The organism is Flavobacterium sp. (assembly GCF_044368625.1).
GTDB lineage: Bacteria > Bacteroidota > Bacteroidia > Flavobacteriales > Flavobacteriaceae > Flavobacterium.
This window is the reverse complement of sequence record NZ_JBIPPD010000076.1, coordinates 1-13,179: the sequence shown is the minus strand read 5'-3', so window position 1 is coordinate 13,179 and position 13,179 is coordinate 1. Positions and strand designations below refer to the sequence as shown.

Annotated in this window: 13 protein-coding genes; 5 read left to right on the top strand and 8 right to left on the bottom strand. The window is 35.9% G+C overall.

The window, feature by feature from the left end; genetic code table 11:
* Nucleotides 1-195 precede the first annotated feature (195 nt).
* Nucleotides 196-1,035: a DUF6929 family protein gene (locus tag ACIQ2X_RS07645; RefSeq protein ID WP_396178338.1), complete on the top strand. Its 840-nt coding sequence runs from the start codon at nt 196-198 to the stop codon at nt 1,033-1,035.
* Between the two features lie 105 nt (nt 1,036-1,140).
* Entirely contained in the window at nt 1,141-1,623 is a 483-nt protein-coding gene (locus tag ACIQ2X_RS07640; RefSeq protein ID WP_396178337.1) for a phospholipid scramblase-related protein, read from the top strand.
* A 78-nt stretch (nt 1,624-1,701) separates the two neighbouring features.
* On the opposite strand, the gene ACIQ2X_RS07635 is transcribed toward ACIQ2X_RS07640, so the two are convergent.
* The gene (locus ACIQ2X_RS07635; protein ID WP_396178336.1) at nt 1,702-1,833 is read right to left on the bottom strand and encodes a hypothetical protein; all 132 of its coding nucleotides are present in this window, start codon (nt 1,831-1,833) and stop codon (nt 1,702-1,704) included.
* A 258-nt stretch (nt 1,834-2,091) separates the two neighbouring features.
* Here ACIQ2X_RS07635 and ACIQ2X_RS07630 point away from each other — a divergent pair, with 258 nt between their 5' ends.
* The 3 genes from ACIQ2X_RS07630 to ACIQ2X_RS07620 all read left to right on the top strand — a co-directional run bounded on the left by ACIQ2X_RS07630 (nt 2,092) and on the right by ACIQ2X_RS07620 (nt 5,827).
* On the top strand, nt 2,092-2,592 hold the full coding sequence (locus ACIQ2X_RS07630) for an RNA polymerase sigma factor (RefSeq protein ID WP_396178335.1): 501 nt from the start codon (nt 2,092-2,094) through the stop codon (nt 2,590-2,592).
* A 2-nt stretch (nt 2,593-2,594) separates the two neighbouring features.
* On the top strand, nt 2,595-5,330 hold the full coding sequence (locus ACIQ2X_RS07625) for a von Willebrand factor type A domain-containing protein (protein ID WP_396178334.1): 2,736 nt from the start codon (nt 2,595-2,597) through the stop codon (nt 5,328-5,330).
* Nucleotides 5,331-5,428: 98 nt separating this feature from the next.
* Nucleotides 5,429-5,827 carry a hypothetical protein gene (locus ACIQ2X_RS07620; protein WP_396178333.1) on the top strand — a complete coding sequence of 133 codons (399 nt, stop codon included), beginning with the start codon at nt 5,429-5,431 and terminating at the stop codon, nt 5,825-5,827.
* Between the two features lie 112 nt (nt 5,828-5,939).
* Here the strand turns inward: ACIQ2X_RS07620 and ACIQ2X_RS07615 are convergent, their stop codons facing one another.
* The 7 genes from ACIQ2X_RS07615 to ACIQ2X_RS07585 form a co-directional block, all read right to left on the bottom strand.
* Entirely contained in the window at nt 5,940-7,574 is a 1,635-nt protein-coding gene (locus ACIQ2X_RS07615; protein ID WP_396178332.1) for an ABC-F family ATP-binding cassette domain-containing protein, read from the bottom strand.
* Between the two features lie 149 nt (nt 7,575-7,723).
* Entirely contained in the window at nt 7,724-7,942 is a 219-nt protein-coding gene (locus tag ACIQ2X_RS07610) for a putative signal transducing protein (protein WP_396178331.1), read from the bottom strand.
* 27 nt (nt 7,943-7,969) lie between these two features.
* On the bottom strand, nt 7,970-8,641 hold the full coding sequence (locus ACIQ2X_RS07605; protein ID WP_396178330.1) for a DEAD/DEAH box helicase: 672 nt from the start codon (nt 8,639-8,641) through the stop codon (nt 7,970-7,972).
* 146 nt (nt 8,642-8,787) lie between these two features.
* Entirely contained in the window at nt 8,788-9,951 is a 1,164-nt protein-coding gene (locus ACIQ2X_RS07600) for a sigma-54-dependent transcriptional regulator (protein WP_396178329.1), read from the bottom strand.
* A 38-nt stretch (nt 9,952-9,989) separates the two neighbouring features.
* Nucleotides 9,990-10,832 carry a mechanosensitive ion channel family protein gene (locus tag ACIQ2X_RS07595; RefSeq protein WP_396178328.1) on the bottom strand — a complete coding sequence of 281 codons (843 nt, stop codon included), beginning with the start codon at nt 10,830-10,832 and terminating at the stop codon, nt 9,990-9,992.
* A gap of 6 nt (nt 10,833-10,838) precedes the next feature.
* On the bottom strand, nt 10,839-12,134 hold the full coding sequence (locus tag ACIQ2X_RS07590; RefSeq protein ID WP_396178327.1) for an ABC transporter permease: 1,296 nt from the start codon (nt 12,132-12,134) through the stop codon (nt 10,839-10,841).
* 40 nt (nt 12,135-12,174) lie between these two features.
* Complete coding sequence (locus tag ACIQ2X_RS07585) at nt 12,175-13,095, bottom strand: ABC transporter ATP-binding protein (RefSeq protein WP_396178326.1); 921 nt, start codon at nt 13,093-13,095, stop codon at nt 12,175-12,177.
* Nucleotides 13,096-13,179 lie beyond the last annotated feature (84 nt).

Sequence of the window (13,179 nt, the reverse complement as noted above, 5' to 3'; positions counted from 1 at the left end):
TCTTGCTTTACCTCGATACGTGTGGGAAGTTCGGCAAGTTTAATTTGCTGTGTAACGCGAAGGTCTTGGATATTTAGGTTTTTCATTGAAAGTTTATTTTTATAAATGTACTTAATAGTAAGGAATTTAAAAAATTAAAATTGGTAGGATTTTAAATCAGAACGTTATATTTTCGCTGATGAAATCTACTATTCTATGAAAAAATTCCAACTCGATTTGTTTCTTAAAATTATCGGAATCAGTTCGGCTTCGGGATTGATTTATAAAAATGACTCCTTATATATTATTTCAGACAATAGTAATGTTCTTTACGAATATTCGATGGCTACAGCTGATTTGCAGAAGCATTTTCTCATCGAAAATGAAGCGGTAAATGAGAATGTTCCTAAAAACTTAAAATCTGATTTTGAAGCCATTACTCAGTACGAAGATGATATTTTTGTAGTCGGTTCAGGTTCAACCGCCATAAGAAACAAGATGATTCAGTTGAGTGAAACCCGAAAAACGGTACTTCAAAACCACGATTTGACGGATTTGTATCTTTCCATGCAATACTTTGCGGGAATTTCTGCCGAAGATTTTAATATTGAAGGCGTAATTTTTACGGGCGAAAAATGGTATTTTTTTCAAAGAGGAAATGGCAAAAATGCTAAAAATGGTATTTTTACCATCGAAAGTCCGTATTTTACACAAGGATATTCGTTGCTATACAACAGTTTTAATTTGCCTAAAATCAATGGAATCCCAACTTCATTTACGGATGCCATTTTGGTCGACGACACTTTTTATTTTTTGGCTGCAGCCGAAGATTCTCAGTCCACTTATTTAGACGGAGAAGTTGCAGGAAGTTGTGTAGGCCAAATAGATCTGAAAACCATGAAACTCAAGAAAATTAAAAAAATTTCTAACGAACACAAATTTGAAGGCATTACGCTTTTCAAAAAATCCGAAGATGTACTCGAATTTTTGCTTTGTGAAGACAAAGACAACGAAATTTTAGAATCCACCATTTATAAACTCACCTTAAACCGATAAAATGCATCCCATTTTAAACAAAAACTTATTTTTAGTCAAAAACACGTTGGTTTTTTCAAAGCTGCAAACAATTTTGACATTTTCGATCCTCAATCCAACCAGTTGATGTTGCAAACGCGCGAAGACCAACTCGGATTTTTTACCAAAATGTTTCGTTTTACGGATTACAAACGGATGACGCCTTTTCATATTGAAATTAAAACACCGAATGGCGATAAAGTATTGAGCATTAAACGTGGATTTACAATTTTCCGTTCGGACGTAGAAGTTTTCGACGAAAAAGAACGTTTGATTGGTATATTCAAACAAAAATTTTTCTCTTTCGGAGGTCGTTTTAACATTCAGGATAAGGAAGGTCGGGATTTGTGTACGCTTCAAGGAAAATGGACGGGTTGGAATTTCTCGTTCAAAAAAGGCGATACCGAGTTGGCCCACGTAAGCAAAAAATGGGCTGGCATGGGAAGAGAATTTTTTACTTCGGCTGATAATTATGTTTTAGAAATCCACAATAATGTACCGCAAGACGATGCTGTTCGGCCCTTGATTTTAGCTGCCGTAATGTGTATTGATATGGTTTTTAAAGAGTAAGGTTTTGTAATGAAATTAGATCGATAAGGTTATTCTATACATTTCACAATTTAGAGAAAATTAGTATCCGCAATAAAATCAATTTTCATCTTTTCGAATATCTTTTTGATATTTCAGACCATCTAATTGTCTCTTAAGCTTACCAAAGTGTTTAGCCAAATTGCCTTTTTGAGGTCCTTCGTTGAGCTTTTCTTTTAAAATTTTTGCCAAATCTTTTGAATTGAACACAGCATTAAAATCATCGTTAAAAATTTTTAAAGTTATTATTCAAAGTTAATTTTTTTTTTATTTCAAGCACGTCGCAGAATATCAAATTAATATATACGCTATTCAAGCCTATCTTTCCGGATAGGCTTTTTTATTTTCAAAAAAACACTATCTTCTCCCAACCTTTTTACTTTAAAAGTGCTCTATATAGGAAAGACTTCAATTGTGATAAACGAAAAACTAATTTTAGACTGCAAAAAAATGCACCGCGAATCGCAGAGACGCGTGTATGAGCTTCTTGCTCCAAAGCTGTACCAGACTTGCAAACGGTACTTGAAAAAAGAGGAAGAAATAGAAGAAGCAATGGCCGATGCTTTCTACACTATTTTTACAAAATTGAATCAACTCAAGGAGCTTTTGGCATTTGAGGCTTGGGCTCGAAAAATTGCTGTCAATCAGTGTTTGCATACATTGAAAAAGAAGGTGAATTTCAATATTTATCTGGACGATATGGCAACTGTTCCCGCTTTGGAATCGGCCCAAGACACCTTTTTAGAAGAAGAAGATTTGTTGCAACTGCTCAATCAAATCCCCGAAGGTTGTAAAACTATTTTCAACCTTTTTGCGATAGAAGGTTATTCTCACAAAGAAATTGCACAAATACTGGGCATTAGCGAAGGAACTTCTAAATCACAATTGAATGTTTCTCGGACAAAATTACAAGCGTTAGTCAACCAATTGTATTATCAAAAAGCAACGTAATCATGGAAAATCAAGATAAAATATACCACCAATTTCAGCAAGCAGCAAAAAACGCCGAAGGCAAACCTGTTCCAGAATTGGACAAAATTTGGGCACGTGTTGAAGAAAAATTAGACAAAAAAGAATCAGAAAAACCTGTATTCTGGTGGGAAAAACTAGCCGTTGCTGCTTCACTATTACTGGTTTTGACTTTGGGCTACCAACTGTTTTCTGATGAAAAAGTGGTTTTGCCTCAAGAAAATCCAGTGGTCGAAAGTCCGAAAAGTACTGAACCAACTGAAACAGCACCAATTGAAAATACAATAGAGAGATTCGCTCCGACAACCGATTTTGACGCAGAAAATACCGAGAAAATTTTGAAAGAGGATAAGGTAAATTCGGCTGTGGCTTTAGAAGAAGAAAACATAAAAGAAGACCAATTTTTGGAAAAAGAAGTTGTTGAAAAAGCATCTGAAGTTACCGTTTCTTCAATAGTTTTAGAGGAAAATAACATTGAAACGAAATCTTCGCTTGTAACTACAACGGTCAATACGAATCCTATTTCTGGTGAAAAAACCATTAACGGCGTTGTAACATCTAAAAATGATGGATTGCCCTTGCCAGGTGTTAGTATTTTGATAAAAGGGACTTCGAAAGGAACCCAAACCGATTATGACGGGAAATTTTCACTGAAAGTAAATTTAGGCGACCAACTCGTTTTCAACTATATCGGTTTTAATGAAAGTATTGTTACCATTTCAAAAAAAGAAACTATAACTGTAGCACTCGAAGAAAGCAGTGCCAATTTAAGTGAGGTAGTTGTAGTTTCAGAAGGATACAACAGAGGAAATCGTATAAAAAATAAAGCCGAAAAGGAAAGTGCTAAAAAATCAGAACAAAAATTAGCAGTTGGTATTGATTATGTAATTCAAAATAATTCAAATTCAGATAAAATAGTGGCTGTCGAGAATAAAGCAAATTCTTCAATTCTCCAATCCCTACAAGGACAATCCCCCGGACTTACTTTAATTTCATCAAGTGGAACTCCCGGAAGTACAAAATTTAATGCAATAAGAGGTGTTTCAAGTACACAAAACAATACCGACCCATTGCTAGTAATTGATGGTGTTCCCGCATCGGCATCTACTTTTAGAAAACTAGATGCTAACAACATCAAAGAAGTTACAGTCTTGAAAGATGCACAAGCCACCTCAATTTATGGTAAATATGGAAGAAACGGCGTGATTATGATTACCACAAATAAAGGTAAGCTCAAAAAAATTTCAGAAAAAGAGTTGAAAAAGAGATTAGAAGCAATTGCTAAATTACACCCAGCTGCATCTGATGAAATAAAAAGCAACGAAGACTACGAGTCGTTTGAAGAAAATGCATTTGAAAGTCCATCAGCAAAACCGCTTTCAACTTTTTCTATTGATGTAGATAATGCTTCTTATACCAATATTCGACGGTTCATTAACAACGGTCAAAAAGTACCCAAAGATGCCGTTCGGGTGGAGGAAATGATCAATTTTTTCAAATACAATAATCCAGCACCCACCAACAATGACCCATTTGCAATAACCACTGAATACGCGGTTGCACCTTGGAATGCCAAACACAAACTACTACGAATTGGTTTGCAAGGAAAAAATATCCCATCAAACAAACTCCCCGCTTCTAATCTGGTGTTTTTGATTGACGTTTCGGGTTCGATGAACGACCAAAACAAATTGCCTTTACTGAAAGAGTCGATGAAAATTCTGGTCAAAGAATTACGCAAAGAAGACAAAGTTTCCATCATTGTATATGCTGGAGCGACCGGAATGGTTTTGCCTCCAACTTCGGGCGACGAAAAACAAACTATTATCAACGCCCTTGAAAAATTAAGCGCTGGAGGAAGTACCGCTGGAGGGGCGGGAATCGAACTGGCTTACAAAACTGCCCAAGAAAACTTTATTAAAAATGGAAATAATCGTGTGATTCTTGCTACTGATGGCGATTTTAATGTAGGTATTTCATCTAACGGCGACATGCAAACGTTGATTGAGGAAAAACGTAAATCGGGTGTATTTCTAACTTGTTTGGGTTACGGAATGGGCAATTACAAAGACAGTAAAATGGAACTATTGTCGGACAAAGGAAACGGAAATTACGCCTATATCGATAACATTCAAGAAGCAAACCGCTTTTTAGGAAAAGAGTTCAAAGGCTCGATGTTTGCAATCGCAAAAGATGTCAAAATCCAAATTGAATTCAACCCAAAGCATGTGAAATCCTACCGGTTAATCGGTTACGAAAATCGAAAATTACGCGATGAAGATTTTACCAACGATGCTATTGATGCAGGCGAATTGGGTAGTGGTCATACCGTTACGGCATTGTACGAAATTATTCCAACAGGTGTTGCAAGTGAATTTTACCAAGAAGAAATTGCTTTGAAATATGGACAAAATAACGCTTCCGCAAGCAATTTTAACGATGAACTGGCTACAATTAAATTTCGCTATAAAAAACCAGACGGCGAAAAAAGCATTGAAATGGTTAAAGTGATTGAAAATAAAGCCCTGGATTTAAATACTACTTCTTCCGATTTCAAATTCTGTTCGGCAGTGGCTTGGTTCGGTTTGACTTTACGGGATTCAAAACTCATTTCTAATAAAGATATGGAAGCCATTAAATCTTTGGCAAAAAAAGGATTGGAAAACGACGATGAAGGCTACAAAGCAGAATTTATTCGATTAGTAGAATCCGCAAAATAAATTTTTAATAAAGAGGTTTTACACATTGCTTTAAAGCCTCTTTTTTTTTAAAAAAATAAATCAGGCATTGCTTTTTGCCTTAAAAAAACAATATACAAATGAAAATAATCGTACTAGCAATTGGCTTATTTTTAGTTACTCGCACAATGGTTTTAGCTCAAGAAAACGAACGTAATGCTACTGAAAATCAAAGAGCGACTTCGTTCATAACTTTTGAAAACGAGGCAACTAAAAAATTTGACCGTGATTTAAAATCAAATAGTCTCAAAATTTATCTTCTCGGCGGAATCAAGTCGGTTATTCAAAAAAGAGATGTCGAATTCGAAAAACAATACACCATTCAATACTATGATTTTGGCTGTACGCCTCCCACAAATTTTAAAGTTTACGAAAACTACAACCTTTTGGTTTTCAATTATCTATTGAAAGAACATGGAGAAAAGTGGATTTCTTTTCTAAATAAAAATGCATTTGGATTTGCAAAATGGAAACCCTAAAATATAAAACCAATAAGGTACTACCTTTAGTTAAGAGCAAATCTTAATAAAATTAAAACCTTACTGGTTTCTAAATAAATCTTCCCTGAGATTTGAAAACTATGACTGAAAACTACTTCTCAATTTCCCTCATATTTTCCATTTTTTTGTGTGCCAAAAATCCGTTGATGTCTTCAAAATGTTCTTTCACACGCTTGTTACCAAATTCAAACACTTTGGTAGCCAAACCGTCTAAGAAATCCCTATCGTGTGAAACCAAAATCAAGGTTCCTTCAAAATCGCGCAATGCGTCTTTGATGATGTCTTTGGTTTTCATGTCAAGGTGGTTCGATGGCTCATCCAAAATCAGCAAGTTAACGGGTTCCAACAATAATTTAATCATTGCTAAACGTGTTTTTTCGCCACCCGAAAGTACTTTTACTTTTTTCTGAATATCGTCTCCATGAAACATAAACGCTCCTAAAATATTCTTGATTTGTGTTCGAATATCCCCCACAGCAATTTGGTCAATGGTTTCAAAAATCGTAGCATTTTCGTCTAACAAAGAAGCTTGGTTTTGAGCAAAATACCCAATTTGAGCGTTATGCCCCACTTCCACACTTCCGCTGTTAATTTCGATTTGCTTCATAATGGCTTTGATCATTGTGGATTTTCCTTCGCCATTTTTACCAACAAACGCCACTTTATCGCCACGTTCGATTACGATATTGGCATCCTTAAAAATCAAATGATCGCCGTAGGATTTCTCTAAATCTTTTACAATTACGGGATATTGACCCGAACGCGCTGCTGGAGGAAACTTCAATTTCAAAGCCGAATTATCCACTTCGTCCACTTGAACCAAGACGAGTTTTTCGAGCATTTTTACACGAGATTGAACGGCATCGGTTTTTGAGAAAGTGCCTTTAAATCGATCGATAAAAGTTTGATTATCAGCAATCATTTTTTGCTGTTCGTCGTAGGCTTTTTGTTGATGAATTCTGCGGTCTTTTCGCAACTCCAAATAATGCGAATATTTGGCTTTGTAATCATAAATCCGCCCCATCGTAACTTCAATCGTGCGGTTTGTAATATTATCTACAAACGCTCTATCGTGAGAAATAACTACCACTGCTTTGGCCGAATTGATCAAAAAGTCTTCCAACCACTGGATACTTTCGATGTCCATGTGATTGGTAGGTTCGTCAAGCAAAATCAAATCGGGTTTGCGTAAAAGTATTTTCGCCAGTTCGATTCGCATTCGCCAACCGCCCGAAAACTCAGAAGTTGGACGGGTAAAATCGTCCCTTTCGAAGCCCAAACCTACCAAAATTTTCTCTACTTCGGCTTCATAATTGATTTCTTCGATGGCATAAAACTTTTCGCTTAAATCCGAGACCCGTTCGATTAATTTCATGTAAGCATCCGATTCATAATCGGTTCGAATGGTCAATTGCTCGTTGATTTCGTCGATTTCAGCTTTCATTTTGAAAATTTCTCCAAAAGCTTTAGATGCTTCTTCAATAACCGTCGCGTCGTCTTGCGTAAGTAAATGTTGTGGCAAATAAGCAATCACCGCTTCTTTTGGTGCCGAAATAGTTCCAGTAGATGGTTTACTTTGACCCGCAATAATTTTTAGAAGCGTTGATTTTCCGGCTCCGTTTTTACCCATCAAGGCAATTTTATCATTTTCATTAATGGCGAAAGAAACATCGCTAAAAAGTGTAGTACCGCCAAACTGAACGGAGATATCGTTAACTGTAATCATTTTAAGTAAGTTGGAAGTTAGGAGATTGAAGTTGGAAGACTAAAACCTGCTTATTTTTTAAAGGTGCAAAGATAAGCGGTTTGTGAAATAAATAGGCATAAAAAAACACCCTAATTTAAGAGGATGTTTCTTGCTAACTTTTTTAAAACTTAAATACTTAATCTAAAATCTTCGATTACTTTATTGGCTTTGCCAAAATCAATTTCTTCAATAAAGATTTCGACTGCTAAATCTGAATTTCCAAATCCACCCAAACGTGCTGATTGGATGTTGTCTTTCATAATCGTTTTGACCCCGATTGCTTCAATTTTTTCATTTAAAGCTTGCGCTAAAATCTGGCTTCCCGAAAACACTTTTATCATTCCCATAGCTTGTAATTTTTTTAATTAATTTGTTTATTCTTCTTCACTTTCTTCGTCCTCACCTTCCTCGAATTCGTCCACGTCTTCCTCGTGATTTGTGTAAAAATCAAACCAAGTGGGTTCGATCATTACGCGGTCTGCGAAAGCTTCCAAACGTTCGGAATCTTTTTCGGAAAACAATATGCGTTGCGTTTTGATGGCTTCGCCAATTCGGGCAATCTTGGTATCAAATCGCAACCGCAGTAACTCATCTGCATCTTCAACGATGAACATTTTGAGTTGGTTGACGTCAAAACCGGCTGTTGAAAATAAATCACTCAAACGTTTTGGCGTTCCAATCAATACATCTATTCCGAGTGAAATGTGGTTTTTATCAAAGTCAATATCGCCTTTATCATGAACTCCATAGACCCGAAGATTGGTATAATTTCCGAATTTTTCAAACATTTGTTTCATTTCAATCAGCTTTTCTTTGTTTTGAACAAAAATCAAAGCACGAGGCGATTCTTGAAACTCTTTTTCTAATCGTTGAATGACATTTAAAACAATAGTTGTGGTTTTTCCGGATTTTTCAGGAGCAATAATTACGCAATCGGCACCACTTTTAATGATGGAAAAAGTCTCCTGTTGCAATTCATTTGCTTGGGTCAACTGGTTTTCGACCAAAGCCTTCTGCAAATTTGGATTTATTTTTTTTAATTTCATGTTCTATATCTTAAAAATCGAAATACTCTAAAAGCTAAAAAAGGTTTCGCTTTTTTGACAAATATATTTTTTTCGACCTCTATATTTTTTTTGATTGTTTGGATTCTTTTGCTTTTTTCAATTGCTTTTGATTCTTTCGATTCTAATTATTTGCTTGCAAAAAGTTTCACATCTTGTTCTGAAATAGTGGCTCCGCCCAAAATTATAAGTCGTTCGACCACATTTCTCAACTCCCGAATGTTTCCTGTCCAATCATATTCTTGAAGTAAAATAATTGCTTCTTTTGAAAAAATTTTGGCTACTGAACCTTGTTCTTCGGCAATTTTTTTGGCAAAATGTTCAATCAGCAAAGGTATGTCATTTCGGCGGTCATTCAAAGCGGGAACTTTGATTAAAATAACAGCCAGTCGGTGGTACAAATCCTCTCGAAAACGACCTTCGGCAATTTCTTTTTTCAAATCTTTGTTGGTAGCAGCCACAACGCGAACGTCGACTTTAATGTCTTTATCGGCACCCACTCTGGTAATCATACTCTCTTGCAAAGCTCGCAACACTTTGGCTTGAGCCGACAAACTCATATCGCCAATTTCGTCTAGAAAAATAGTGCCTTTATCAGCTGCTTCAAACTTACCCGCGCGATCTTTTATGGCTGATGTAAATGCTCCTTTGACATGGCCAAAAAGTTCGCTTTCAATCAACTCCGACGGAATTGCTGCACAATTGACTTCAATTAAAGGTGCATTGGCTCGTTCACTTTTTTCGTGTAATTGATGTGCAACCAGTTCTTTTCCCGTTCCGTTTGGACCGGTAATCAGTACTCTAGCATCCGTTAACGCAACCTTTTCAATCATTTCTTTGATGTGATGTATCGGTGCTGAGTCACCAATCATTTCGTAGTTTTTGCTGACTTTCTTTTTTAAAATTTTATTTTCAACGACCAATTGTTTTTTGTCCAATGCATTCCGGACGGTATTCAGCAATCGGTTTAAATCGGGTGGTTTAGAAATATAATCAAAGGCACCCATTCGCATCGTGTTGATGGCCGTTTCCATATCGCCGTGACCCGAAATCATTACAATCGGGATTTCAGGTTTGATTTTTTTGGTTGCTTCGAGAAGCTCCACACCGTCCATTTTTGGCATTTTGATGTCGCACAAAATCAGGTCGTAATCCGTATTTTTTATTTTTTCCATACCGCTGAGACCATCTTCCGCTTCTTCAACGAGATAGGTATCATTTTCTTCTGAAAGTATTTTCATTAAAACCCTTCTGATTGCAGGCTCATCTTCTATAATCAATATTTTTGACATTATTCTTCGCTGTTTTTTGGTATTCCTGTAATGGAAAATTATACTTCTTTATCTTTATATATGTGTAAATCCCTTTGCGGAAAAGGAATTGAAATGTTGTTTTCTCTGAATTTTTTATCAATTTCGAAACGCAGATCGCTTTTTATTCTTTGAACGATAAATGCATCATCTACATAAAAATTCACTGTAAAATTTAGGGAAGAATCCCCAAATTCATCAAACAGTACCGTTGGTTTTGGGTCGGGTTTTATATCACCGATTGAAAGTGCTGCGGCAATAAGCAGTTCCTTTACAAGTTGCGTATTGGAGCCGTAAGCAATTCTAACAGCCACATTTTCCCTAACAATACTGTTATTTTGTGTCCAATTGAACAGTAAATCATTCATAAACATATGATTTGGAATAATCATCACCCGCTGGTTTCGGGTGTATGCTCGAGTGGAACGCAAACTAATTTTTTGGACTTTTCCGATTTTTCCGTCTAGTTCTATAATATCCCCTACTTTTAGCGATTGCTCTAAAATGATTAGTACGCCAGCGATTAAATCTTGAAACAATTGTTGTAACGCAAAACCCAATCCTATAAATATAGCCGCTGAAGCCGTAAGCAGCACCGAGATATCAACACCCGAGATTCGCAATGCAAACATAATTACGAAAACATATACGAAATATTTTATAAACTGAAAAATACTGATAAACTTATTCGTGTCTTCCGGTGGTAAGTTTCGAGTAATTAATTTTCGAATCACTTTGAGTACCAAACTAGAAACAAAAAAAGCCAAAACAACAGCAATGAGGGCGCCAATTGTTACATTGATGTCTTCTGTTTTAATCAAGCTTAAACCTAAAATATGTTTAATTTGGTCTATAAAATCCATTTAATTTTAATATTTCAACCATTTATATAACTCTTTCCAAGTTGGTTTTTTTCCGTACATCAAAATTCCAACGCGGTATATTTTGGCTGCAAACCACACGACAAAAAAGAAAGTTGCAAACAACAAAGTAACCGAAATCAATATTTGCCACCAAGGCACACCAAACGGAATTCGCATCAGCATGACGATTGGCGAGGTCAAAGGAATCATCGAAAATGTAGTAGCAACCGTTCCGTGTGGTTCGCTCAAAACACTAAAAAAACCAACATATACTCCAAGGATTAATGGTAAAATAATGGGTAATAAAAATTGTTGCGAATCGGTTTCATTGTCAACCGCAGCGCCAATTGCAGCATAAATCGAACTGTATAAAAAATAACCTCCAATGAAATAAACAAGGAAGGAAATCAACAAAGTAATAATGGGCAAACTGGCCAATTCTTTAAAATACAACTGAGCTGTTTCGTTAAAATTAGAACCCGATACGGCAACCATTTCTGCAGTTGGACTTCCCATTTCAATCCCTAGGAATACAGAGGCAATTAAAAATAAAATCGATCCTACAACTGCCCAAATCAAAAACTGCAAGACACCAGCTAGCGATGTACCGATGATTTTTCCCATCATCAGTTGGAACGGTTTTACGGACGAAATAATGATTTCGATAATGCGGTTTGTTTTCTCTTCAATCACGCTTCGCATTACCATATTTCCGTAGATAATGATGAACATCATGATCAAATAACCAAACGCGCCACCGATAAAAACCTTAATTTCATTAAGACCTTTGACCGTTTCCTCACCCGACACTTTGGCTAAATTGATGGATACATCTGCTTGAGCATTTTTTACAGCCAAAGTGTCTAAACCTGCTGTTTGCAAATTAGCAGTAGTGAGTTTTCTGGCAATAATATCCTGCAAATCTTCTATAAATGAAGTACTCGGACTTTCGTTGGAAATGTATTGAATTTGCTTTTCTAAGTCATTATTGTCCGTTGTTTTAGGAATGAATAAAATTCCCGCAAATCGTTCGGCAACCACGCTATCTTTCAAAGATTTTAACGGAATATCTGAAAAATTGAGGTAGTGGAATTCATCGGTTTGCTTGAATTCGTTGACAAATAAATTAGATTCGTCGTGAATTACAATTTTTTTGACACCCGATCGCATCGTACTCAAATATCCCACAAATGCGGCAAGTGCTACAAACAGTAATGGACTCAGAAAAGTCATTACAATAAAGGATTTGTTTCGCACTTTGGCTATGAATTCTCTTTTTATAATTAAAGTTAATATACTCATTTTGCTGTGTAAGATTTATTTTTTTTTTAAATTTTAAAAATTATTGGCTAACCGTTTGAATAAAAATGTCGTTTACACTCGGGATTTTTTCGACAAAATGCGTTACTTGACCGCGTTGGGTCAACACGTGCAATAATTCATTAGAAGTCGAATTGCCCAAATGGATGAGTAATTTAAGTTCATCATTCAGGGATTTAAAACTGGCGGGGCTTACTGTAAATTGCTGAGTTAAATCAAACATCAAGCCTTCGACGTTGCTGGTTAAAATTCCTACTTCAAAAGTATTGCTTCGATACGTTCGTTTTACTTCATTCAATTTTCCTTCAATTAATTTATTGGATTTATGGATTAAAGCAATGTGATCACACAGTTCCTCAACACTTTCCATTCTATGAGTGGAAAATATGATAGTAGCGCCTTTTTCACGCAGTTCGAGAATTTCATCTTTGATTAAATTGGCATTAACGGGATCAAAACCCGAGAAAGGTTCATCAAAAATAAGCAGTTTGGGCTGGTGCAAAACTGTTACCACAAACTGAATTTTCTGAGCCATTCCTTTCGAAAGTTCCTCAATTTTCTTGTTCCACCAGCCTTTAATATCGAGTTTATCAAACCAATATTCCAATTGTTTTTTGGCCTCGGCTTTAGACAAACCTTTCATTTGTGCCAAGTACAAACATTGTTCGCCCACTTTCATCGATTTGTACAACCCTCGTTCTTCGGGTAGATAACCAATATTTCCCGTATGTTTAGGCTGTAGTTTTTCGCCGTCCAACAAAATTGTTCCACTATCTGGAAGAGTAATTTGATTGATAATACGAATAAGTGAAGTTTTCCCTGCACCATTAGGCCCTAACAATCCGTAAATACTTCCTTTGGGAACGGTGATTGAAACTTCGTTAAGTGCGGTATAATCTCCGTATTGTTTGACCACTTTATTTACTTCAAGAATGTTGCTCATTTGCTTTATTGATTTACTGTAAATATAAATTATTAATCGACCTAAAATTGTGTTTTTTCAAAAAAAAACCCACCCTTATTTGCA

Bases quoted from the DNA above. Each gene is read 5' to 3' on its own strand.
- ACIQ2X_RS07610 (WP_396178331.1), bottom strand. From the start codon at position 7,942: ATGGGAATGATAAAAGTGTTTTCGGGAAGCCAGATTTTAGCGCAAGCT.
- ACIQ2X_RS07585 (WP_396178326.1), bottom strand. From the start codon at position 13,095: ATGAGCAACATTCTTGAAGTAAATAAAGTGGTCAAACAATACGGAGAT.
- ACIQ2X_RS07630 (WP_396178335.1), top strand. From the start codon at position 2,092: ATGCACCGCGAATCGCAGAGACGCGTGTATGAGCTTCTTGCTCCAAAG.
- ACIQ2X_RS07615 (WP_396178332.1), bottom strand. From the start codon at position 7,574: ATGATTACAGTTAACGATATCTCCGTTCAGTTTGGCGGTACTACACTT.
- ACIQ2X_RS07605 (WP_396178330.1), bottom strand. From the start codon at position 8,641: ATGAAATTAAAAAAAATAAATCCAAATTTGCAGAAGGCTTTGGTCGAA.
- ACIQ2X_RS07645 (WP_396178338.1), top strand. From the start codon at position 196: ATGAAAAAATTCCAACTCGATTTGTTTCTTAAAATTATCGGAATCAGT.
- ACIQ2X_RS07590 (WP_396178327.1), bottom strand. From the start codon at position 12,134: ATGAGTATATTAACTTTAATTATAAAAAGAGAATTCATAGCCAAAGTG.
- ACIQ2X_RS07600 (WP_396178329.1), bottom strand. From the start codon at position 9,951: ATGTCAAAAATATTGATTATAGAAGATGAGCCTGCAATCAGAAGGGTT.
- ACIQ2X_RS07620 (WP_396178333.1), top strand. From the start codon at position 5,429: ATGAAAATAATCGTACTAGCAATTGGCTTATTTTTAGTTACTCGCACA.
- ACIQ2X_RS07640 (WP_396178337.1), top strand. From the start codon at position 1,141: ATGTTGCAAACGCGCGAAGACCAACTCGGATTTTTTACCAAAATGTTT.
- ACIQ2X_RS07625 (WP_396178334.1), top strand. From the start codon at position 2,595: ATGGAAAATCAAGATAAAATATACCACCAATTTCAGCAAGCAGCAAAA.
- ACIQ2X_RS07595 (WP_396178328.1), bottom strand. From the start codon at position 10,832: ATGGATTTTATAGACCAAATTAAACATATTTTAGGTTTAAGCTTGATT.